At 67.2% G+C, this 20,182-nt stretch carries 19 protein-coding genes; 15 read left to right on the top strand and 4 right to left on the bottom strand.

Annotation, left to right across the window (positions count from 1 at the left end; genetic code table 11):
• Positions 1–54: 54 nt before the first annotated feature.
• The 15 genes from DVS29_RS37350 (at position 55) to DVS29_RS19210 (ending at position 15,673) form a co-directional block, all read left to right on the top strand.
• Positions 55–195, top strand: coding sequence for a hypothetical protein (locus DVS29_RS37350; RefSeq protein ID WP_164707943.1), 141 nt, complete (start codon positions 55–57; stop codon positions 193–195).
• Positions 192–920 (top strand): YadA-like family protein, encoded by a 729-nt coding sequence (locus tag DVS29_RS19275; RefSeq protein ID WP_118182086.1) that lies wholly within the window; start codon positions 192–194, stop codon positions 918–920. The genes DVS29_RS37350 and DVS29_RS19275 overlap by 4 nt, the downstream gene beginning before the upstream one ends.
• A 104-nt stretch (positions 921–1,024) precedes the next feature.
• Complete coding sequence (locus DVS29_RS19270; protein ID WP_118182085.1) at positions 1,025–1,138, top strand: potassium ABC transporter ATPase; 114 nt, start codon at positions 1,025–1,027, stop codon at positions 1,136–1,138.
• Positions 1,135–1,227: a K(+)-transporting ATPase subunit F gene (kdpF, locus tag DVS29_RS19265; protein WP_007583461.1), complete on the top strand. Its 93-nt coding sequence runs from the start codon at positions 1,135–1,137 to the stop codon at positions 1,225–1,227. Before DVS29_RS19270 ends, kdpF begins: the two co-directional genes overlap by 4 nt.
• A complete protein-coding gene (gene kdpA / locus DVS29_RS19260; RefSeq protein ID WP_118182084.1) occupies positions 1,224–3,029 on the top strand; it encodes a potassium-transporting ATPase subunit KdpA in 1,806 nt (601 codons plus the stop codon). Before kdpF ends, kdpA begins: the two co-directional genes overlap by 4 nt.
• A 21-nt stretch (positions 3,030–3,050) precedes the next feature.
• Entirely contained in the window at positions 3,051–5,135 is a 2,085-nt protein-coding gene (kdpB, locus tag DVS29_RS19255) for a potassium-transporting ATPase subunit KdpB (RefSeq protein WP_118182083.1), read from the top strand.
• 69 nt (positions 5,136–5,204) lie between these two features.
• Positions 5,205–5,792: a potassium-transporting ATPase subunit KdpC gene (gene kdpC / locus DVS29_RS19250; RefSeq protein WP_118182082.1), complete on the top strand. Its 588-nt coding sequence runs from the start codon at positions 5,205–5,207 to the stop codon at positions 5,790–5,792.
• Between the two features lie 195 nt (positions 5,793–5,987).
• Positions 5,988–8,954: a DUF4118 domain-containing protein gene (locus DVS29_RS19245; protein WP_118182081.1), complete on the top strand. Its 2,967-nt coding sequence runs from the start codon at positions 5,988–5,990 to the stop codon at positions 8,952–8,954.
• Complete coding sequence (kdpE, locus tag DVS29_RS19240; protein ID WP_118182080.1) at positions 8,947–9,645, top strand: two-component system response regulator KdpE; 699 nt, start codon at positions 8,947–8,949, stop codon at positions 9,643–9,645. Before DVS29_RS19245 ends, kdpE begins: the two co-directional genes overlap by 8 nt.
• A 152-nt stretch (positions 9,646–9,797) precedes the next feature.
• Positions 9,798–10,118 (top strand): quaternary ammonium compound efflux SMR transporter SugE, encoded by a 321-nt coding sequence (gene sugE / locus DVS29_RS19235; RefSeq protein ID WP_118182079.1) that lies wholly within the window; start codon positions 9,798–9,800, stop codon positions 10,116–10,118.
• Between the two features lie 204 nt (positions 10,119–10,322).
• Positions 10,323–10,940 carry a DUF4126 domain-containing protein gene (locus tag DVS29_RS19230; protein ID WP_118182078.1) on the top strand — a complete coding sequence of 206 codons (618 nt, stop codon included), beginning with the start codon at positions 10,323–10,325 and terminating at the stop codon, positions 10,938–10,940.
• 240 nt (positions 10,941–11,180) lie between these two features.
• The gene (locus tag DVS29_RS19225; protein ID WP_118182156.1) at positions 11,181–13,682 is read left to right on the top strand and encodes an ABC transporter permease; all 2,502 of its coding nucleotides are present in this window, start codon (positions 11,181–11,183) and stop codon (positions 13,680–13,682) included.
• 58 nt (positions 13,683–13,740) lie between these two features.
• A complete protein-coding gene (locus DVS29_RS19220; protein WP_118182077.1) occupies positions 13,741–14,181 on the top strand; it encodes a group II truncated hemoglobin in 441 nt (146 codons plus the stop codon).
• A gap of 149 nt (positions 14,182–14,330) precedes the next feature.
• The gene (locus tag DVS29_RS19215; protein ID WP_118182076.1) at positions 14,331–15,062 is read left to right on the top strand and encodes an alanyl-tRNA editing protein; all 732 of its coding nucleotides are present in this window, start codon (positions 14,331–14,333) and stop codon (positions 15,060–15,062) included.
• Positions 15,059–15,673: a DUF924 family protein gene (locus DVS29_RS19210; RefSeq protein WP_118182075.1), complete on the top strand. Its 615-nt coding sequence runs from the start codon at positions 15,059–15,061 to the stop codon at positions 15,671–15,673. Before DVS29_RS19215 ends, DVS29_RS19210 begins: the two co-directional genes overlap by 4 nt.
• Positions 15,674–15,703: 30 nt before the next feature.
• Here the strand turns inward: DVS29_RS19210 and DVS29_RS19205 are convergent, their stop codons facing one another.
• The 4 genes from DVS29_RS19205 to DVS29_RS19190 form a co-directional block, all read right to left on the bottom strand.
• Positions 15,704–17,749, bottom strand: coding sequence for an ArnT family glycosyltransferase (locus DVS29_RS19205; protein WP_240655685.1), 2,046 nt, complete (start codon positions 17,747–17,749; stop codon positions 15,704–15,706).
• 243 nt (positions 17,750–17,992) lie between these two features.
• Positions 17,993–18,739: an SDR family oxidoreductase gene (locus DVS29_RS19200; RefSeq protein WP_118182074.1), complete on the bottom strand. Its 747-nt coding sequence runs from the start codon at positions 18,737–18,739 to the stop codon at positions 17,993–17,995.
• Positions 18,740–18,836: 97 nt separating this feature from the next.
• Positions 18,837–19,421: an LOG family protein gene (locus tag DVS29_RS19195; RefSeq protein WP_118182073.1), complete on the bottom strand. Its 585-nt coding sequence runs from the start codon at positions 19,419–19,421 to the stop codon at positions 18,837–18,839.
• Positions 19,422–19,423: 2 nt separating this feature from the next.
• Positions 19,424–20,146, bottom strand: coding sequence for a TetR/AcrR family transcriptional regulator (locus DVS29_RS19190; protein WP_118182072.1), 723 nt, complete (start codon positions 20,144–20,146; stop codon positions 19,424–19,426).
• Between the last annotated feature and the right edge of the window lie 36 nt (positions 20,147–20,182).

Below are 20,182 nucleotides of genomic sequence, written 5' to 3'. Positions count from 1 at the left end.
GATACCGTTGCGCTGGGCTCGTGGGCTGGCCAGCCTGGCAGCGGCAACGACCGCGTGAGCATCGACAGCAATGCGTTTGCCAATGGCGCGATGTCTGTCGCGCTCGGCGCGGGCAACTCCGGCGGATCGTTTGCGACGCGGCGCCTGATCAACGTGTCGGCCGGGCTGATCAGCGAGAACAGACCGATGCGGTGAACGGCTCGCAACTCTTCGCGCTCGACACGCTGGTCACGCAGAACGCCGCGGACATCGTCAGCCTGCGGGACATCGTCAACACGCAGGGATCGGGCGGCAATCCGTCGTCCGGAGGCGCCGATACAGGCAATAGCGGCAACAACGGCACGACAGGCGAGGGAGGTTCGAACGCGGACCTGTTTCCGGTCGTCACCCAGTACACCGCGCAGATCGACCTGTTGAACAACCAGATGGCGGATGTGCTGCGCTACGACACGGTCACGCACAATCGCGTGTCGCTCGCCGGAGGCACAGGCCAGCCCGTGAAGGTCACAAACGTCGCGCCAGCCGAGCTGAGCGCAACGAGCACGGACGCGGTCAACGGCTCCCAGCTCTACGCGACCAACCAGAGCGTGTCGCGGCTCAACGAACGGGTAACGGGCGTGGGCGGCGAGATCATGGCGCCCGGCGACGGTTTGACCCGCCTTGGCAAGCGCATCGGCGACGTCGATGCGCGCGCATCCACCGGTATCGCGATGGCGATCGCCAGCGCGCAGATCCGGCCCAATCCGCATATCGAAGGCAGTTTCAATCTCGGCGTCGGCCTGGGCACGTATTCGGGGCGGCTGGCGGCCGCGCGCAGCGGCACCGCGGCGATCGGCAGGACCGCGCTCGTGAAGGGCCCCGTGGCGCTGTCGAGTGGCGGGCAGGCCGCGCTCGGAGCAGGCGCGAACGTCACGTTCTGAGCGTTTACGGGATTTTTACAGGCCGCCGCGGATCTTTGACCCGCCCTTTACGCGCATCGGCATAACGTTGCAGCCATCCAAAGTCCGTCTATGGAGAACACCAAATGGATGTGCTGTACATCGGGGGCGTGGTGCTGTTCGCCGCACTGACGTTCGGGCTGATCGCCGGTTGCGACAAGCTCGCCGAGCTGCGTCGTGGCCAGGGGGATCGCCCATGAACTGGATTCTGTGGCTATCGGGCGCGGCGACCGCGCTGCTGTTCGCGTACCTCGTCTATGCGCTGCTGCGCGCGGAGGACATCGAATGAATGCGAACAATGTCCTGCAGATCGCCGTCTATCTCGTCGTGCTGCTTGCGCTGGCGGTGCCGGTGTCACGCTATCTGGCGCGCGTGATGGACGGCACGTCGCGCGTACTGCGCGTCGGCGCACCGTTCGAGAAACTGCTTTACCGCATCGCCGGTGTGGACGCCGGTGCGGAGATGGACTGGAAGCACTACGCGATCGCGACCATTGGCTTCAATGCACTCGGCGCGCTGTTCCTGTATGGGCTGGTGCGCGTTCAGGGCTTCCTGCCCGGCAATCCGCAAGGCTTCGGCGCAATGACGGTGGACGGCGCGTTCAATACCGCCGTCAGCTTCGTGACGAACACCAACTGGCAGGACTACACGCCGGAACAGACGCTCGGCTATCTCGCGCAGATGCTCGGCCTGACCGTGCAGAACTTCATGTCGGCCGCGACTGGCATCGTGGTCGTCATTGCGTTGATCCGCGGCTTTGCGCGTCATACCGCGAAGACGATCGGCAACTTCTGGGTCGACCTGACGCGCGTCACGCTGTACGTGCTGGTGCCGCTCGCCGCGATCGTCGCGGCGTTGCTGATGAGCCAGGGCGTGATCCAGAACTTCAGGTCCTACGTCGATGTACCGGCGCTGCAGACCACCACGTATGCCGCGCCGAAGCTCGACGCGCAGGGCAACCCGGTCAAGGACGCGAAGGGCAACCCCGTCACCGTCGATACGAAGCTGACGACGCAGACCATCGGCATGGGCCCGGTCGCGTCGCAGGAAGCGATCAAGATGCTCGGCACCAACGGCGGCGGCTTCTTCAACGCGAACTCCGCGCACCCGTACGAGAACCCGACGCCGTTCTCGAACTTCGTGCAGATGATCGCGATGCTGCTGATTCCGGCGGCGCTCTGCCTGACGTTCGGGCAGATGATTCTCGACCGCAGGCAAGGTGTCGCGGTGCTCGCGGTGATGACGATCGCGTTCGCGGTCGCCGTGGCGGGCGAGGTCAGTGCCGAACAGGCCGGCAATCCGCTCGTCAGCGCGTTGCACGTCGATCAGACCGCGAACGCGCTGCAGTCGGGCGGCAACATGGAAGGCAAGGAAACGCGCTTCGGCATCGTGCAGTCGGGCATCTTCACGGTTGCGACGACGGCGGCGTCGTGCGGCGCGGTGAACAACATGCACGACTCGCTGACGCCGCTCGGCGGCCTGGTTCCGCTGCTGCTGATCGAACTCGGCGAAGTGATTTTCGGCGGCGTCGGTTCCGGTCTCTACGGGATGCTGGTGTTCGCGCTGCTCGCGGTGTTCGTCGCCGGCCTGATGATCGGCCGCACGCCGGAGTACGTCGGCAAGAAGATCGAGGCCTACGAGATGAAGATGGTGTCGATCGTCGTGCTGCTCACGCCGCTGCTGGTGCTCGTCGCGACCTCGGTCGCGGTGCTGTGCGACGCGGGCAAGGCGGGCATCGCGAATCCCGGGCCGCACGGTTTCTCGGAAATTCTCTACGCGTTCAGCTCGGCTGCGAACAACAACGGTAGCGCGTTCGCGGGGCTGTCCGTCAACACGCCGTTCTACAACTGGTGGACCGGCATCGCGATGTGGTTCGGCCGCTTCGGCACGATCGTGCCTGTGCTGGCGATCGCCGGTTCGCTTGCGCAGAAGAAGCGCATCGCCGTGACGGGCGGCACGTTGCCGACGCATGGGCCGCTCTTCGTCGTGCTGCTGCTCGGCACGATCCTGCTGGTCGGCGCGCTGACCTATGTGCCGGCGCTCGCGCTTGGCCCCGGGGTCGAACATCTGATGATGATCGCGGGCCATTGATTTCAGGATTCGAGGAAGATAATGACTGAACATTCAGCAACCCGGTCCATGTTCGATCCGGTGCTGGTACGCCCGGCGATCGTGGACTCGTTCAAGAAGCTCACGCCGCGCACGCAGTTCCGCAACCCGGTGATGTTCTGCGTGTACGTCGGCAGCATCCTGACGACGATCCTGTGGATCGCCGCGCTCGCGGGCCAGGCGGAAGCGCCTGCCGGCTTCATTCTCGCGGTCACGTTGTGGCTGTGGTTCACGGTGCTGTTCGCGAACTTCGCCGAAGCGCTCGCGGAAGGGCGCTCGAAGGCGCAGGCTGCATCGCTGCGTCAGGCGAAGCGCGACGTGATGGCGAAGAAGCTCAACGAGCCGCATCCGAAGGCACCGATCCGCATTACCACCGCAACCGAGCTGCGCAAGGGCGACGTGGTGCTGGTGGAAACCGGCGACGTGATTCCGGCCGACGGGGAAGTGATCGAAGGCGTCGCATCGGTCGACGAATCGGCGATCACCGGCGAATCGGCACCGGTGATCCGCGAGTCCGGCGGCGATTTCTCGTCGGTGACGGGCGGCACGCGCGTGCTGTCGGACTGGATCGTCGTGCGCGTTTCCGTGAACCCGGGCGAGGCGTTCCTCGACCGGATGATCGCGATGGTCGAAGGCGCGAAGCGCCAGAAGACGCCGAACGAGATCGCGCTCACCATCCTGCTCGTCGCGCTGACCATCGTGCTGCTGCTGGCTACCGCAACGCTGCTGCCGTTCTCGATGTTCTCGGTAGAAGCCGCGAAAGCCGGGCACGTGGTGACGATCACCGCGCTCGTCGCACTGCTCGTCTGCCTGATTCCGACGACGATCGGCGGCTTGCTGTCTGCGATCGGTGTGGCGGGCATGAGCCGCATGATGCAGGCGAACGTGATCGCGACATCGGGCCGTGCGGTGGAAGCCGCGGGCGACGTCGACGTGCTGCTGCTCGACAAGACCGGCACGATCACGCTCGGCAACCGCCAGGCATCGACGTTCATCCCGGCGCCCGGCGTGAATGAAGAAGCGCTCGCGGATGCCGCGCAGCTCGCGTCGCTGTCCGACGAGACGCCGGAAGGCCGCAGCATCGTCGTGCTCGCAAAGCAGCGTTTCAACATCCGCCAGCGCGACATGGCGCAGCTGCATCCGGTGTTCCTCGCGTTCAGCGCGCAGACCCGTATGAGCGGTGTCGACCTCTCCAGTCGCGAAATCCGCAAAGGCGCGGCCGATGCGGTGAAGCGCTACGTCGAAGAGAACGGAGGCCGTTTCCCGAACGAAGTGTCGACCGCGGTGGACGACGTCGCGCGGCGCGGCAGTACGCCGCTCGTCGTCGCGGAACGCGGCGAGGGCGCGGCGCGCGTGCTCGGCGTGATCGAGCTGAAAGACGTGGTGAAGGGCGGCATCAAGGAGCGCTTCGCCGAGCTGCGCAAGATGGGCATCAAGACCGTGATGGTGACGGGCGACAACCGGCTGACGGCTGCCGCGATCGCGGCTGAAGCGGGCGTCGACGACTTTCTCGCGGAAGCCACGCCGGAAACCAAGCTCGCGACGATCCGTTCGCACCAGGCCGAAGGCCGGCTCGTCGCGATGACGGGCGACGGCACCAACGACGCGCCCGCGCTCGCGCAGGCCGACGTCGCGGTGGCGATGAACACCGGCACCCAGGCCGCGAAGGAAGCCGGCAACATGGTCGACCTCGATTCGAACCCGACCAAGCTGATCGAGATCGTCGAGATCGGCAAGCAGATGCTGATGACGCGCGGCTCGCTCACCACGTTCTCGATCGCCAACGACGTCGCGAAGTACTTTGCGATCATCCCGGCGGCGTTCGCAACCACCTATCCGCAGCTGAACGCGCTGAACGTGATGCATCTCGCGACGCCTGCGTCCGCGATCATGTCCGCGGTGATCTTCAACGCGCTGATCATCGTGCTGCTGATCCCGCTCGCGCTGAAGGGCGTGAAATACCGTCCGCTTGGCGCCGCGATCCTGCTGCGCCGCAATCTGCTGGTCTACGGTCTCGGCGGCATCGTCGTGCCGTTCTTCGGCATCAAGCTGATCGACATGGTGCTCGCGGCGTTCGGCTGGGTCTGATCTCCAACGGTCAGACCTGCCACGCCTGCACGAAGCAGCTAACTCAAAGCAAAGGAATACGGAACCATCATGCAAGCCACTTCTCGTTTGCTCCGTCCGATGATCGTGCTGTTCGTCGTCCTGACGGCGATCACCGGGCTCGCCTATCCGGCTGTGCTGACGGCGTTCGGCCAGGCGGTGTTTCACGATCAGGCGAACGGCAGCCTGATCGAGGCGAACGGCAAGGTCGTCGGCTCGAAGCTGATCGGCCAGCAGTTCGACGCGCCGCAGTACTTCTGGGGCCGTCTGTCGGCCACTTCGCCGATGCCGTACAACGCGCAGGGTTCGGGCGGCTCGAACCTGGGCCCGATCAACAGCGCGCTCACCGACGAGGTGAAGGGCCGTCTCGACGCACTGAAGGCTGCCGGCACGGATATGTCGAAGCCAGTGCCGGTCGATCTGGTCACGTCGTCGGGCAGCGGCCTCGATCCGGAGATCTCGCCGGCCGCGGCCGCGTATCAGATCGACCGTGTCGCGAAGGCGCGCAAGATGAACCCGAGCGACGTCGCCGCGCTCGTCGACCGCTATACGAACGGCCGGCAGTTCGGCGTGCTCGGCGAGGCACGCGTCAACGTGCTGCAACTGAATCTCGCGCTGGATGCCGCGCAGCATGGCTGAGCGCTGAGCGTCAGTGGAAAGCACCGGAGCGAAATCGTGCGCAACAAGGGCGGCATGCCCGCATGCCGCCCATGCGCGTTTTGAAGCGGCTGAACGCGCGGCACGGGCACTGGCCTTTCGGCCGGATTGCGACCGCGGCCGTCACGTGCGACCATCCAGACACTCTCGCGTCAACGACGCCATGCGCCATCGAACGTGAACCGACCCAATCCCGACGAACTGCTCGATCGTCTGCAGCGTGACGAAGAGAAACGCCAGCGCGGCGCGCTGAAGATCTTCTTCGGCGCGTCCGCGGGCGTCGGCAAGACCTATGCGATGCTGCAGGCGGCGAAAGGGCGCCGCGATGAAGGCGTGGACGTCGTTGTCGGCATCGCGGAAACGCATGGCCGCAGCGAAACCGCGGCGCTCCTCGAAGGGTTCGAGGTGTTGCCACCCGCGCATATCGAGTACCGCAACCGCAAGCTCGCCGAGTTCGATCTGGACGGGGCGCTCGCGCGCAAGCCGCAACTGATCCTCGTCGACGAACTCGCGCATTCGAACGTGCAGGGCGCGCGCCACATGAAGCGCTGGCAGGACGTGTACGAGCTGCTCGATGCCGGCATCGACGTGTACACCACCGTCAACGTGCAGCACCTCGAAAGTCTCAACGACGTGGTCGGCCAGATCACCGGCATCCGCGTCTGGGAGACCGTACCGGACCGCGTGTTCGATCGCGCGGACGAAGTCACGCTCGTCGATCTGCCGGCCGAGGAACTGCTCGCGCGGATGCGCGACGGCAAGGTCTACATGCCGGCGCAGGCCGAGCGCGCGGTACGCAATTTCTTTCGCAAGGGCAACCTGATCGCGCTGCGCGAGCTGGCGCTGCGCCGCACCGCCGATCGCGTCGACGCGCAGATGCGCGAGTACCGCGCGGACCGCTCGATCCAGCGCATCTGGCAGGCGCGCGAGCGGCTGCTGGTGTGTGTCGGTCCGGGCCCGGAAGCACCGACGCTGGTGCGCGCGGCCGCGCGGCTCGCAGCCAGCCTCAAGGCGGACTGGCTCGCGGTGTATGTCGAGACGCCGAAGCTCCAGCGGCTGCCCGAAGCGACGCGCGAACGCACGCTGAATGCGCTGCGCCTCGCGGCCGATCTCGGCGCGGAGACCGCGACGCTCGCCGGCAACGATGCGGTGTCCGTACTGATCGGCTATGCGCGGGTGCGCAACGTGTCGAAGCTCGTCGCGGGCGGGTCGCCGCGTACCGGCTGGCAGCGGCGGCTGCGGCGGCCGCTCGGCGAGCAGCTGGCCGAGCGCGCGGGCGATCTCGATCTCACGCTGATCCGCGCGTTCGACGAGCCTCCTTCCGGCCGCGCCGGGTCCGACGAGAACGCGCGGGCATGGCGCGCGTCGCTCGCCGTGGTGCGTGAGCATCGCTCGCCGCTTCGTGCATATGGCGTCGCGGTCGCGATCTGCGCGGGCGTGACGCTGGTCGCGAGCCAGCTGATCGATCGTATTGATCTGACCAACCTCGTGATGCTGTATCTGCTTGGCGTGATTTTCGCGGCGGCGCGCCTCGGGCGCGGGCCCGGCGTGCTGCTGTCGTTCCTGAGCGTCGCGGCGTTCGATTTTTTCTTCGTGCCGCCGCGCATGTCGTTCTCGGTGTCGGACACGCAGTATCTGCTGACCTTCCTCGGCATGCTGCTGACGTCGCTCGTGATCAGCCATCTGACCTCGACGCTGCGCCGCGAAGCGCGCGTCGCGCGGCGCCGCGAACAGCGCACTGGCGCGATGTACGCGATGGCGCGCGAGCTGGCCGCGGCGCTGACCACCGAGCAGATCGTCGGCACCGGCAGCCGGCACGTGAGCGAAGTGTTCGACGCGCGCGTCGCGCTGCTGCTGCCGGATAGCGCGGACCGCGTGAAGCAGAAGATCGAGGATCCGGACGTCAACGTGACGCTCGCAGGCGAGGCGCTCGACATCGACGTCGCGCAATGGGTCTACGACCAGCAGAAGCCGGCCGGCCGCGGCACGGATACCTTGCCCGCGGCGCACGCGCTGTACCTGCCGCTGAAGGCGCCGATGCGTACGCGCGGCGTGCTCGCGGTCGCGATGCGCAACGAACGCGGCATGCGCGAACTGAACGTGCCCGAGCAGCAGCGCATGCTGGATGCGTTCGCCGCGCAGATCGCGCTTGCGCTGGAGCGGGTGCACTACGTCGACATCGCGCGCGATGCGCTCGTCAACATGGAGTCCGAACGGTTGCGCAACTCGCTCCTGTCCGCGATCTCGCACGACCTGCGCACGCCGCTCACGGCGATTGTCGGCTTCTCGTCGATGCTCGCGCAGTCTCATGAAGCGGCTCGTGAAGCTGAACCTGGCTTCGAACCGTCAGGCGTCGCGGAAGAAGGCGCCCGGGAGGCGCGCGGCGAACTCGTCGACGCGATCCACGAGGAAGCGCTGCGCATGACGGGCATCGTCACGAACCTGCTCGACATGGCGCGGCTGCAGGCGGGCGGGCTGCAGCTGAACCGCCAGTGGTCGCTGCTCGAGGAGACGGTGGGGACCTCGCTGCGCGCATGCCGCCGCGTGCTGGCGCGTCATCCGGTCAACGTGAAGCTGCCCGCCGACCTGCCGCTGCTGCAGCTCGACGCGGTGCTGATGGAGCGGCTCTTCACGAACCTTTTTGAAAACGCGGCGAAGTACACGCCGGCCGACTCCGCGCTGACTATCGGCGCGCAGGTGGTCGACGAAGCCGGCGGCCAGTTCGTGCGCGTCGCCGTCGACGACAACGGCCCAGGCCTGCCGGCGGGCATGGAGGCGCGCGTGTTCGAGAAATTCACGCGCGGCGAGAAGGAGTCGAACACGCCCGGCATCGGGCTCGGCCTCGCGATCTGCCGGGCGATCGTCGAGGCGCATGGTGGTACGATCGGCGCCGTCAATCGCGTTGCGGCGGACGGCCGTACTGAAGGCGCGCGCTTCTGGTTCACGTTACCGGTCGAGTCGCCGCCGCCGATTCCCGACACGCTCGAGGCAGTGGAAGACGATGCTCCGGACATCGATGCTCCTGTGCCGTCACAGCCGGGGGCAGCGAGCGTCATTGCCACCGGCACCGGCACGTCGTCCGTGCCCGCCGCACCGTCATCCGGCGAACCTGAAACCAGCGAATCCAAACCGAGCCATGAGTGATCCAGGCGTCACCGTCGTTCTGATCGAAGACGAAAAGCAGATCCGGCGTTTCGTGCGGGCGTCGCTGGAAAGCGAGGGCATCACCGTGCACGACGCGGAGACCGGCAAGCAGGGGCTCGTCGAAGCCGCCACCCGCAAGCCCGATCTCGTGATCGTCGATCTCGGCCTGCCCGATACCGATGGTCTCGACGTGATCCGCGAGCTGCGCGGCTGGAGCGAGCTGCCGGTGATCGTGCTGTCCGCGCGCACCCAGGAAAGCGAGAAGGTTGCCGCGCTCGACGCCGGCGCGGACGACTACCTGACCAAGCCATTCGGCGTGTCGGAGCTGCTCGCGCGGATTCGCGCGCATCTGCGGCGCCGCAATCAGGGCGGCGCGAGCGAATCGGCGGTGGTGCGCTTCGGCGCGGTGACCGTCGACCTCGGCCTGCGCCAGGTCACGCGCGAAGGCGCGACCGTCCATCTGACGCCGATCGAATACCGGCTGCTCGCCACGCTCGTGCGCCACGCCGGCCGGGTGCTCACGCACCGGCAACTGCTGCGCGATGTGTGGGGGCCGTCGCACGTCGAGAGTCACCACTATCTGCGCATCTACATGGCGCATCTGCGGCAGAAACTGGAGCGCGACCCCGCGCAGCCCGAGCACATCCTGACCGAGACGGGCGTGGGCTACCGGCTGATCGGCACGGGTTGATGCCGACGGCGGACGCGGGCACACGGCACTGACACGACGCGGCCCAAGGCAAGCAGGGACACAGCAGCCGGTTTGATATGATTTACGGATCTGTAAGGACGACCTTACGGATTCCGTCGAACCGGGGACGACCCCACTTATCCGAGGCCGTCATGTCCTGGATTCTGCTTCTGATCGCTGGTCTGCTCGAGGTCGCGTGGGCCGCGGGCCTCAAGACTTCCGAAGGCTTCACCCGTTTCTGGCCGTCCGCGTTCACCATCGTGACTGCGCTCGGCAGTTTCGTGCTGCTCGCGCTCGCGATGCGCCAGCTGCCGCTCGGCACCGCGTACGCGGTATGGACGGGCATCGGCGCCGTCGGCGCGTTCGTGTTCGGCATCGTGATGCTGGGCGAGGCGGTGACGGTGGCGCGGGTTGCGAGCGCGGCGCTGATCATCGTCGGCCTGATCGGGCTCAAGCTGTCGTCCGGGCATTGAACGTCGCGCCGGCGCGCGGCCGCGTGTGAACGATCGCACGCAACCGTTGCGTACAGCCCACGGCGCGTGCGCACGCGGCGCGGCGACCCCGAATTCTTCGTGGCTATAATGGGGTGAATCCCTCGCAGTGCGGCATAGCCGTTTGCGAAGGAACGGCTGAGTCGAGCGCTGGCATCGCCAAAGGTGCCGCGCCAGGAGGAGACCATGCTTGAACCCCTTTCACTCGCGGCAGGTCTGGCCTGGGGAAGCGGGCTGCGGCTGTATCTGACCGTGCTGCTCGCGGGCGTGCTCGATCGCGCCGGTATCGTCCATCTGCCGGATACGCTGTCCGTGCTGGCTTCGCCGTGGGTCATCGGCGCGGCCGCGATCCTCACCGTCACCGAATTTCTCGCCGACAAGATCCCCGCGTTCGATTCGCTGTGGGACGCCGTTCATACGTTCATCCGCATTCCGGCCGGCGCCGTGCTCGCCGTCGGCGCGCTTGGCCATGCGGACCCGGCGCTGATGACGATCGCCGCGCTAGCGGGCGGCACGCTCGCCGGCACCGCGCATCTCGCGAAGGCGGGCACGCGCGCGCTGATCAACCTGTCGCCGGAACCCGTTTCGAACGTGGTCACGTCGACGGCGGAAGATGGCCTCGTCGTGGTCGGTTTATTGCTCGCGCTGTTTGTGCCGGTGTTGTTCCTGCTGCTGCTGGTCGGCTTTCTCGTGCTCGCGAGCTGGGCGTTGCCGCGTCTGTGGCGCGGCGTGCAGGGCGGCTTTCGCGGCATGGCGACGCATATGGTCACCCGCTTCGGTTCGCTGCGGGGCCGGCACGACTGACTGACCGAGCCCTGGCGCGCAGCCGCCGTACCGCGCGCCGCTTGCGTCACGTCGCGCCCTCCGACACGAGGCACTCACGCGAGGCCCTCACGATTGAGCGATTCCCGTCTGAACGATTCCGCCGGTGCGCGCCGCCCGGCGTCTTCCTCCGCCACGCCGGCGCAGCCCGTCACGCGCGCGCCGGCTGCCACCGCGACCCATCACTTCTCGCTGCATGACCTGCTGCACCAGGCGCTGCGGATGACCGCGCGCGACTGGCGCGCGGGCGAGCTGACGATGCTGCTGCTCGCGCTGGTGCTCGCGGTCGCGGCGCTGTCGAGCGTGGGTTTCCTTGCGAGCCGGATGAACCAGGGGCTCGACCGCGACGGCCGCAAGATGATCGCCGCCGATTTCATCGTGCGCGCGGATCATCCGGTCGACCCGGTGTTCGGCGACAAGGCGAAAGCGCTTGGCCTGCGCACGGCGACCACCGCGATCTTCCCGAGCATGGTGGGCTCGGTCGCGACGCAGGCGGGCGGCCCGTCGATCTCGCGGCTGGCGGCGATCAAGGCCGTGTCATCCGACTATCCGCTACGCGGCGCGCTGCGCATTACGTCGGCGCCGAATGCGCCCGATCGTCAGGCGGACGCGATCCCCGCGCCCGGCACGGTCTGGGTGGACGACGAACTGCTCGACGCGCTGAAGCTCAAGGTGGGCGACGAGGTGCGGGTCGGTTCGCGCACCTTCCGGATCGCCGCGATGATCACCCGCGAACTGGACCGCGGCTTCTCGTTCGTGAATTTCTCGCCGCGCCTGATGATGCGCGCGGACGAGATGGCGTCGACCGGGCTCATCACGTACGGCAGCCGCGTCACGTACCGCCTGCTGGTGGCGGGCACCGATCAGGCGGACGCGCAGTTCGCGCAGTTCGCTCACGCGCAGGTGGATGGCGGCAAGATGCGCGGCGTGGCGCTGGAGTCGCTGCAGGACGGCCAGCCGCAGGTGCGCGAGACGCTGCAGCGCGCGCACCATTTCCTGACGCTGGTATCGCTGCTGACGGCGCTCCTCGCCGCGGTCGCGATCGCGATGGGCGCGCACCGCTACATGCGGCGACATCTCGATGGCTGCGCGGCGATGCGGTGCCTGGGCGTCAGCCAACGCACGCTGCGCGCGCTATTCACGCTGGAATTCGTCGCGCTCGGCGTGATCGGCGGTCTCGTCGGGATCGTGCTCGGCTTCGGCGGCCATCTCGTGTTGCTGAGCTGGCTCGGCAGTCTCGTCGATGTCGAATTGCCGCTGCCCACGGTGTGGCCGGCGCTGCAGGGCATCGGCGCGGGGCTCGTGCTGCTGCTGGGCTTCGCGCTGCCGCCGTTGTTGCCGCTGACCCAGGTGCCGCCGGTGCGCGTGCTGCGCCGCGAGTGGGGCGAGGCGGGGCGCACGGCGTGGGCCGCGTACGCACTCGGCATCGTGCTGTTTGCTGGTTTGCTGATTCTGGCGGCGGGCGAGCTGAAGCTGGGCGGCATCGTCGCGGGCGGCTTCGGCGGCGGCATGCTGCTGATCGCCGCGATCTCGCGGCTCGGCCTGTGGGTGGGCGCCGGGGTCGCGCGCAGCGAGCGCGTGAATGCGACGATCGGCTGGCGTTACGCGTTCGCGTCGCTGGAGCGGCGCGCGGGATCGAGCGCATTGCAGATCACGGCGCTTGGCATCGGGCTGATGTGCCTGCTGCTGATCGCGATGACGCGCAACGACCTGATCGACGGCTGGCGCCGCTCCACGCCGCCCGATGCGCCGAACGAGTTCATCATCGACATCCAGCCGGATCAGCACGATGCCGTGATGCAGTATCTGAAAACGCACGGTCAGCCGGACGTCGCGCTGGAGCCGATGGTGCGTGGGCGCCTGATCGCGATCAACGGCAAGCCGGTCAATCCGGACGACTACAAGAGCGAAGACGCGCGGAGGCTGGTGGACCGCGAATTCAACCTGTCGTACACGACGGAGCTGCCCGACGACAACCGCATCGCCTCAGGCAAGTGGTTCGGCGAAACGACCGAGCCGCAGATCTCGATCGAGCAGGGCCTCGCGAAGCTGATCAACGTGAAGGTGGGCGATACGCTGCGCTTCGACGTCACGGGCCTGCAGGTGGACGCGCCGGTGACGAGCGTGCGCAAGCTCGACTGGGGCTCGTTCAAGGTCAACTTCTTCGTGCTGATGCCGCCCGCCGCGCTGCACGATTTCCCGGCGACCTTCGTCACGAGCTTCCACGTTTCTCCGTCGCAGCATGCGGACACCGACGCGCTGATCGCGCGCTACCCGAACCTCACCGCGATCGATATCGCGCCGATCCTCGCGCAGATCCAGCGGGTGCTCTCGCAGGTGATCGGCGCGGTGCAGTTCCTGTTCCTGTTCACGCTCGCGGCGGGCGTGCTGGTGCTGTACGCGGCGCTCGCCGGCACGCGCGATGAGCGTATGCGAGAATCCGCGCTGCTGCGCGCGCTCGGCGCGTCGCACCGGCAGGTGCGGGCGGTGCAGTTCGCTGAGTTCGTCGCGGTCGGCGCGCTGTCAGGGCTGCTCGCCGCGATCGGCGCGCAGGTGGTCGGCTGGCAGCTCGCAGTGCATGTGTTCCAGTTCCATCTGTCGTTCAATCCGTGGCTGTTGCCGGCGGGCGTCGCGTCCGGCATTGCATGCGCGGGCGTGAGCGGCTGGCTGAGCCTGCGCCATGTGCTCGCGCGGCCCGCGTTGCAGTCGTTACGCGACGCGTAGCATGCGCGCGCCGAAATCGTAGAACCCGATATCGTAGAACCTGAAGCTGCCAATCCGTATGTCCGATTCAACCGAAACCGTTTCCTCCTCCGACGACCCCACCGGCGAGTCGCCGCAACAGCCCACCGCGTTCGAACTGGTGGGCGGCGAAGCGCGCGTGCGCGAAATCGTCGACCGTTTCTACGATCTGATGGATCTCGAGCCGGACTTCGCTGGCATCCGCGCGCTGCATCCGCCGACGCTCGACGGCTCGCGCGACAAGCTGTTCTGGTTCCTGTGCGGCTGGCTCGGCGGCCCCGATCACTACATCAGCCGCTTCGGACATCCGCGGCTGCGGGCGCGCCATCTGCCGTTTTCGATCGCTTCCAGCGAGCGCGACCAGTGGCTGCGCTGCATGGCATGGGCGATGGAAGACGTGAGCCTTGCCGAGCCGCTACGCGAACGGCTGCTGCATTCGTTCTTCGATACCGCGGACTGGATGCGCAACCGGCCGGGCTGATTGATCCGCACCGATGTCAGGGCTTCACTGGCCCGGCAACTGCGCCGGTACAGTCCGGTGCGCGCGCTTTCGCGTTGGCCGTCCGGCCAGCTTCCGGCGCGTGCAGGCGCTGGGCATAATGGGCCTTCGCTGAACCGTCAGGAGCCCCGATGACCACTCGCGCACTGTTCCGGGAAGATGCTTATCTGCAGCACTGCGACGCGACCATCGTCGCGCTCGACGAACACGGCATCCAGCTCGACCAGACCGTGTTCTATCCGCTCGGTGGCGGGCAGGCCGGCGACACTGGCGTGCTGACGCTTGCCGACGGCACGCGCATCGTGATCGCCGACACCCGTAAAGCAAAATTCGAAGGCGCGACGCCGGACGACGCGGTGCATGTGCCCGCGCCCGGGCAGGATGCGCTCGTCGCGCGGCTCGCGGTGGGCGAACGCGTGCACGCGCAGATCGACTGGGAGCGGCGCTACCGTCACATGCGTCTGCATACCGCGAGCCATCTGATGTGCGCGGTGCTGCCGTATCCGGTCGACGGCTGCAGCATCACCGTCGACTACGCGCGGCTGGATTTCGCAACCGTCGAGCCGATCGAGCGCGAGCGGGTGGAGGCGCGACTCGCGGAACTCGTCGGCGGCGCGCACGGCGTCGCAACCGAGTGGATCACCGACGAAGAGATGAGCGCGCGCCCCGAACTCGTCCGCACGATGAGCGTGAAGCCGCCGATGGGGCTGGGCCGCGTGCGGCTCCTGAAGATCGACGGCGTCGATCTGCAGCCGTGCGGCGGCACGCATGTGCGCAATACGCGGGAGATCGGTGCGCTGCGTGTCGCGAAGCTCGAGAAGAAGAGCGCGCGCACGCGGCGCCTGGTGCTGGAGTTCGTATGAGCCACGACGCGCCGCCCGCTGCGAGCGCCGTCGATCCACGCGCGCAGGCCGTGCTCGACGAATGGTTCGGCGTGCCGGGTTCGGCGGAATTCGGCACGGCCCGCAAGCGCTGGTTCAAGCGCGACGATGCGTTCGATGCGCATCTGCGCGAGCGCTTCGGCGCGTGGATCGACGAAGCCGCGCGCGGAGAACTCGATCACTGGATGGCGACGCCGGAAGGCGCGCTCGCACTCGTGATCGTGCTCGACCAGTTGCCGCGCAACTGTCGCCGCGGCTCGCCACAGGCGTTCGCGTGCGACGGGAAGGCCGTGCAGGTCGCACGTCGGATGGTGGCGAGCGGCGCGGACCGGCGGCTACCGACGGCCCAACATCGCGCGTTCGTGTATCTGCCGTTCGAGCACAGCGAGCGGGTCGACGACCAGCGCGAATCGTTGCGGCTGCAGCGCGAATTCGTGCGCGAAACGGGCAATCAGGAGTACGCACGTCATGCGGAACGTCACGCGGAAATCGTCGAGCGCTTCGGGCGTTTTCCGCATCGCAATGCGGTACTGGGTCGCGCGTCCACGGACGAAGAGATTGCGTTTCTGAAGGAGCCGTGGTCGTCATTCTGAGCGCTCGCCCGGTTCAGGTTCAGTTTGCCTTCACGGCATTGGCGGCGTTCCGTCAGGCGTTCTCACGAATACACGCAGCAGCTCGTCCGTATCGCCGGGGCGCGCGCCGGACCAGTACAGCCGCCAGCCATCGCCGGGAGATTTCGCGTCGTCGCGGCGGCCGCCGACGATGAGCCACGTGCACGCGGTGTCGGCGGCATTCAGGATCGGCTGGTGCAGCACGCCGGTGAAGTAGTAGAGCATCGGCGCTTCGGATTCGCCGAGATCGATGCTGGCCATGCAGTCGCCGTTGTTCCAGTCGACGGCGAGATGGCGCGAGAGATCGTCGAACACCGAGCGATAGCTCTTCGCGATGTCGAGCCACGGCAGCAGCAGCGTGCTGACAAGGCCCCACGCGACGATCGCGCCCAGACACCAGCTGAGCGCGCCGCGCCAGATGCCTGCGTGACGCAGCGTGGGCAGCAACCACAGCCAGCCAATCGTCAGTGCGAGCGCGGCGACGATCAGCACCGGATGGATCGGCATCACCCAGTCGAGCGGCAGCCAGCGCCCGAGCACATGCAAGGGCGCATGTTTCGACACGGGCTGGGTGACGGTCGCCCAGATTACCCATGCGAGCACGACCAGCACGCCGAACAGCACGCGGCTCACGAGGTCCCACGCCGTGTGCAATCGCTGCGGCAGGCGCGGCACGCCAAGTACCGCCAGCACGGCGAGCGGCGCGATGAATGGCAGTACGTACAGTTCGCGCACGGTCGCCGACATCTCGAGCACCGCAACGCCGATGCCTGCGAACAGCGTGGGCAGCAGGACCTGCGGCGCGCTGAGCCGGCGCCAGAAGTCCGCGCGGCTCCGGGCCGGTGCGAGCGCGGCGATCAACGCGACGAGCGCGAGCGGGCTCACCGGAAAACCGACCGTCATCAGCGAGCGCACCGCGAACAGATGGCTGTCGTTGCCGGAGCCGAGTTCGGGCACCGAGAAACCGAAGAAGCGTCCGACGTTGTTGTCCCAGAACCAGACCTTGAAGAGCGCCTCCGAGCGCAGGAAGAAGCACAGCGGCCAGATCAGCGCGAACGGCGCGCACGCGAGCGCAGCCAGCGCAAGCGAGCGGCCGAACGCGCGGCTGCGGCAGGCGGGGTAGGCAATCAGCACCGCGCAGGTCGTCGCGCCGAACACCAGCGGCACGAACAGCCCCTTCGTCATCAGCGCGATGCCGACGCCCGCGCCGAACATCAACGCGGCGAGGTCGGCGTCGCGGGTATCGGCTGAATGCGCGCCTGCACGCGCGGCCGGACGCGTATCGGCACGCGTATCGGCGCGCAGCGATGCATCGACGAGTTCGTACAGACCGCAGAAGCCAAGCGCGGCGCCGGCCATCAGCGCGACGTCGGTCATCATGTCGTGCGCGTGCTTCACGACGACGAGCGAGCCCGCGAATAGCGCTGCGGCGCCCAGCACGCGCAGATCGAGCCAGCTTGTGGCGCCGGTCGCGCGACGCGTGACGCGGACGGCGCATGCGAGCGTCAGCGCGGCGAACAGCGCGCTCGCGAGCCGCGCGGCGTCGTGTAGCGGCAGATAGCGGCTGAACATCCATGCGAGCCCGGCCGCGACCCAGTCGTAGAGCGGCGGCTTTTCGACGAACGGCTGCCCTGCGTTCATCGGCACGACCACGTCGCCGGACTCGAGCATGTGCTGGATGATGCCGAACGTGTAGGTCTCGTCCTGCTTCCACGGGTCGTGGCCGAGCGTGCCGGGCAGGAGCCACGCGAGCACGATCGCGATGCACGCGATCCACATGGCCCAGCGCGACCGTTCGAGCAGCGCCAGCAGAGACGGCTGCTTCGCGGGATCGCGGGCGGCGCCGGAGGGAAATGCGGCAGCGGTAGGGCGTTCGGTGAGGCTGGCGTTCGGCCATCGGGCGGTCGGGACCCAACCGCCGTCACGCGAACTGCCGCTGAAAAGCGGTCCGGGCAGTGACGCGGACGTCGCGGAGCATGGCCGGGGCGCGGTCCGGCGCGGCGCGAACGTGATCGCAGGCTTGCGGGGATGCCAGGCGTCGATGCGGTGGTAATGCATGGGGGCGGAGTTCGAAAGACCCGAAGGCGCGTCGCAAGATGCGTGTCCGACACCTGCGGCTGGCTCCGCCTCACGCCAGATGGCGTGACGAATGCGGGTCACCGTCCCGGATTGTAAACCGGAATGTTACGGTGGGTTACGTATTAAGGGTAAATTTCGGCACAATCGACCAAAATTTGAGCGCTTTCGCTGGATTGGTCGGTCAGTTTCGACGGAATCGGGCGAAGGAGCTTCGAGGACCGGCTAGCGGCCGCCGGCGACGTCGAAGAGGGCGCCGGTCACGTAGCTGGCTTCGTCGCCGAGCAGCCAGACGATCGCCTCCGCCACTTCCTGCGCGGTGCCGGGGCGGCCGAGCGGCGTTTGCGCGCCGAGCACGGCGGCGCGCTCGGGCTTGCCGCCGCTCGCGTGAATCTCGGTGTCGATCAGGCCGGGGCGCACCGCGTTCACGCGCACGCCCTGCGGTCCGAGCTCTTTCGCGAGGCCGAGCGTCATCGTATCGATCGCGCCTTTCGAGCCGGCGTAGTCGACGTATTCGTTCGGCGAACCGAGCCGCGCTGCCGCCGACGACACGTTGACGATCGCGCCGCCTTCGCCTCCGCGGTCCTTCGACATGCGCCGCGCGGCTTCGCGCGCGCACAGGTACGCGCCGAGCACGTTGACGTCGAACATGCGCTTGAGTCGCTCGTAGCTCATATCGGCGAGCGGCATGCCCGCCGCGACGATGCCTGCGTTGTTGACGAGTGCGTCGATGCGCCCGTACGCGCTCACGAGCGCATCGAACATCGCGACGACCGATGCTTCATCCGCGACGTCGCCCTGTATCACGCGCGCGTGACCGCCGGCGCGACCCACCGCGGCCGCGGTCTCGCGCGCGGCGGCTTCGTTGCTCGCATAGTTGACGCCGATGCTCCAGCCTTTCGCGCCGAGCAGCAGCGCGGTCGCGCGGCCGATGCCGCGGCTGGCTCCCGTGATCAGGACGACTTTCGACATCACAGACTCCTCGCTTGGAATCGCGGTTGGAATCGGGCTGGAATTGCGCTTGAAATCGCGCCGGGATCGCGCATGCGGCGCGCTGCCTCAAACCTCGTCAAACTTCGTCGCGCTTCTGCGCCCACTTGTCCTGAACAGGCGGCTGGTATGCGCGCAGCCTGCCGATCAGCGCCGCGGGATCGGCATCGATCTGCAGGATGTCGAAGTAGGTCTGCCGCATGAAACCTTCATGCACGGTATGACGCAGCAGCGCGATCAGCGGATCGTAGAAGCCGTCGATGTTGTACAGCGCGACCGCCTTGTGGTGATAACCGAGCTGCGCCCACGTGTAGACCTCGAACAGCTCTTCGAGCGTGCCGGCGCCGCCGGGCATCGCGACGAACGCGTCGGCGAGATCCGCCATCATCTTCTTGCGCTGGTGCATGTCGGGCACGACATGCAGCTCGCTCAAGCCCTTGTGGCCGACTTCCTTGTCGACGAGCAGCTCGGGGATCACGCCGACCGCGCGTCCGCCCTCGGCCATCACCGTATCGGCGATCACGCCCATCAGGCCGACCTTGCCGCCGCCATACACGAGCGTAAGACCCGCCGCGACGAGCGCGCGTCCGAACGCCTTCGCGGCGTCAGCATAGACCGGCCGCGCGCCGTCCGACGAGCCGCAGAACACACACACGGACTTCATCGTCACGCTTCCTTCGATTCGGATTCGGCGCCGCCTTCGCGCGGCGGCAGGTAGTCGTGGAATTCGCGCTTCGGCATCCGGCCGGAGACCAGGTCGTCGAACAGCTGACGCGAGCGGCCGCGCAGATACGGCGCCATCAGCGACACGATCTGCACGCTTACCTGATGCAGCTCCGCGCGGATCGCTTCCTGCTCGTTGTACTTGCGCGGATTCATCACGAATTGATACGACAGCCAGTACGTGCCGATCAGGCCGATGTTGGTGGCCATCACGTTGAGTTCGTCCGGCGTTGCATCCATCTCGCCGTCCGACACCAGCTGTTCGCAGAACTGGCTCGCGAAGCGCACCTTGTGGCTGATGATCTGCTTGAAGTGCGTCTCGAGCGTGCGGTTGCGCGCGAGCAGATCGTTCAGGTCGCGATACAGGAAGCGGTAGCGCCACATGAAGTCGACCATGTACTGCAGGTACGACCACATTTCGTCGATGGTCGCGCGGTGATCGTCGGGGAAGCGCAGCCGCTTTTCGATGTCCTGCTCGAACTGGCTGAAGATGCTGTTGATGATGTCGTCTTTGTTGCGGAAGTGGTAGTACAGGTTGCCTGGACTGATTTCCATTTCCTCGGCGATCGTCGTAGTGGTGACGTTCGGCTCGCCGATCTCGTTGAAGAGCTTCAACGAGAGTTCCAGAATCCGTTCGCGGGTGCGGCGGGGAGGTTTCGCTTCCATGTCGTCCGGCCCTGAAATATGCGCGGTTGACGCGCG

This window comes from Paraburkholderia phosphatilytica, assembly GCF_003443895.1.
Lineage (GTDB): Bacteria > Pseudomonadota > Gammaproteobacteria > Burkholderiales > Burkholderiaceae > Paraburkholderia > Paraburkholderia phosphatilytica.
This window is presented reverse-complemented; position numbering and strand designations above follow the sequence as displayed.

Excerpts from the sequence above, each read along its gene's own strand:
- DVS29_RS19270 (WP_118182085.1), top strand. The coding sequence starts at position 1,025 with ATGGATGTGCTGTACATCGGGGGCGTGGTGCTGTTCGCCGCACTGACG.
- kdpF (WP_007583461.1), top strand. The coding sequence starts at position 1,135 with ATGAACTGGATTCTGTGGCTATCGGGCGCGGCGACCGCGCTGCTGTTC.
- kdpA (WP_118182084.1), top strand. The coding sequence starts at position 1,224 with ATGAATGCGAACAATGTCCTGCAGATCGCCGTCTATCTCGTCGTGCTG.
- kdpB (WP_118182083.1), top strand. The coding sequence starts at position 3,051 with ATGACTGAACATTCAGCAACCCGGTCCATGTTCGATCCGGTGCTGGTA.
- kdpC (WP_118182082.1), top strand. The coding sequence starts at position 5,205 with ATGCAAGCCACTTCTCGTTTGCTCCGTCCGATGATCGTGCTGTTCGTC.
- kdpE (WP_118182080.1), top strand. The coding sequence starts at position 8,947 with ATGAGTGATCCAGGCGTCACCGTCGTTCTGATCGAAGACGAAAAGCAG.
- sugE (WP_118182079.1), top strand. The coding sequence starts at position 9,798 with ATGTCCTGGATTCTGCTTCTGATCGCTGGTCTGCTCGAGGTCGCGTGG.
- DVS29_RS19230 (WP_118182078.1), top strand. The coding sequence starts at position 10,323 with ATGCTTGAACCCCTTTCACTCGCGGCAGGTCTGGCCTGGGGAAGCGGG.
- DVS29_RS19225 (WP_118182156.1), top strand. The coding sequence starts at position 11,181 with ATGACCGCGCGCGACTGGCGCGCGGGCGAGCTGACGATGCTGCTGCTC.
- DVS29_RS19220 (WP_118182077.1), top strand. The coding sequence starts at position 13,741 with ATGTCCGATTCAACCGAAACCGTTTCCTCCTCCGACGACCCCACCGGC.
- DVS29_RS19215 (WP_118182076.1), top strand. The coding sequence starts at position 14,331 with ATGACCACTCGCGCACTGTTCCGGGAAGATGCTTATCTGCAGCACTGC.
- DVS29_RS19210 (WP_118182075.1), top strand. The coding sequence starts at position 15,059 with ATGAGCCACGACGCGCCGCCCGCTGCGAGCGCCGTCGATCCACGCGCG.
- DVS29_RS19205 (WP_240655685.1), bottom strand. The coding sequence starts at position 17,749 with ATGCATTACCACCGCATCGACGCCTGGCATCCCCGCAAGCCTGCGATC.
- DVS29_RS19200 (WP_118182074.1), bottom strand. The coding sequence starts at position 18,739 with ATGTCGAAAGTCGTCCTGATCACGGGAGCCAGCCGCGGCATCGGCCGC.
- DVS29_RS19195 (WP_118182073.1), bottom strand. The coding sequence starts at position 19,421 with ATGAAGTCCGTGTGTGTGTTCTGCGGCTCGTCGGACGGCGCGCGGCCG.
- DVS29_RS19190 (WP_118182072.1), bottom strand. The coding sequence starts at position 20,146 with ATGGAAGCGAAACCTCCCCGCCGCACCCGCGAACGGATTCTGGAACTC.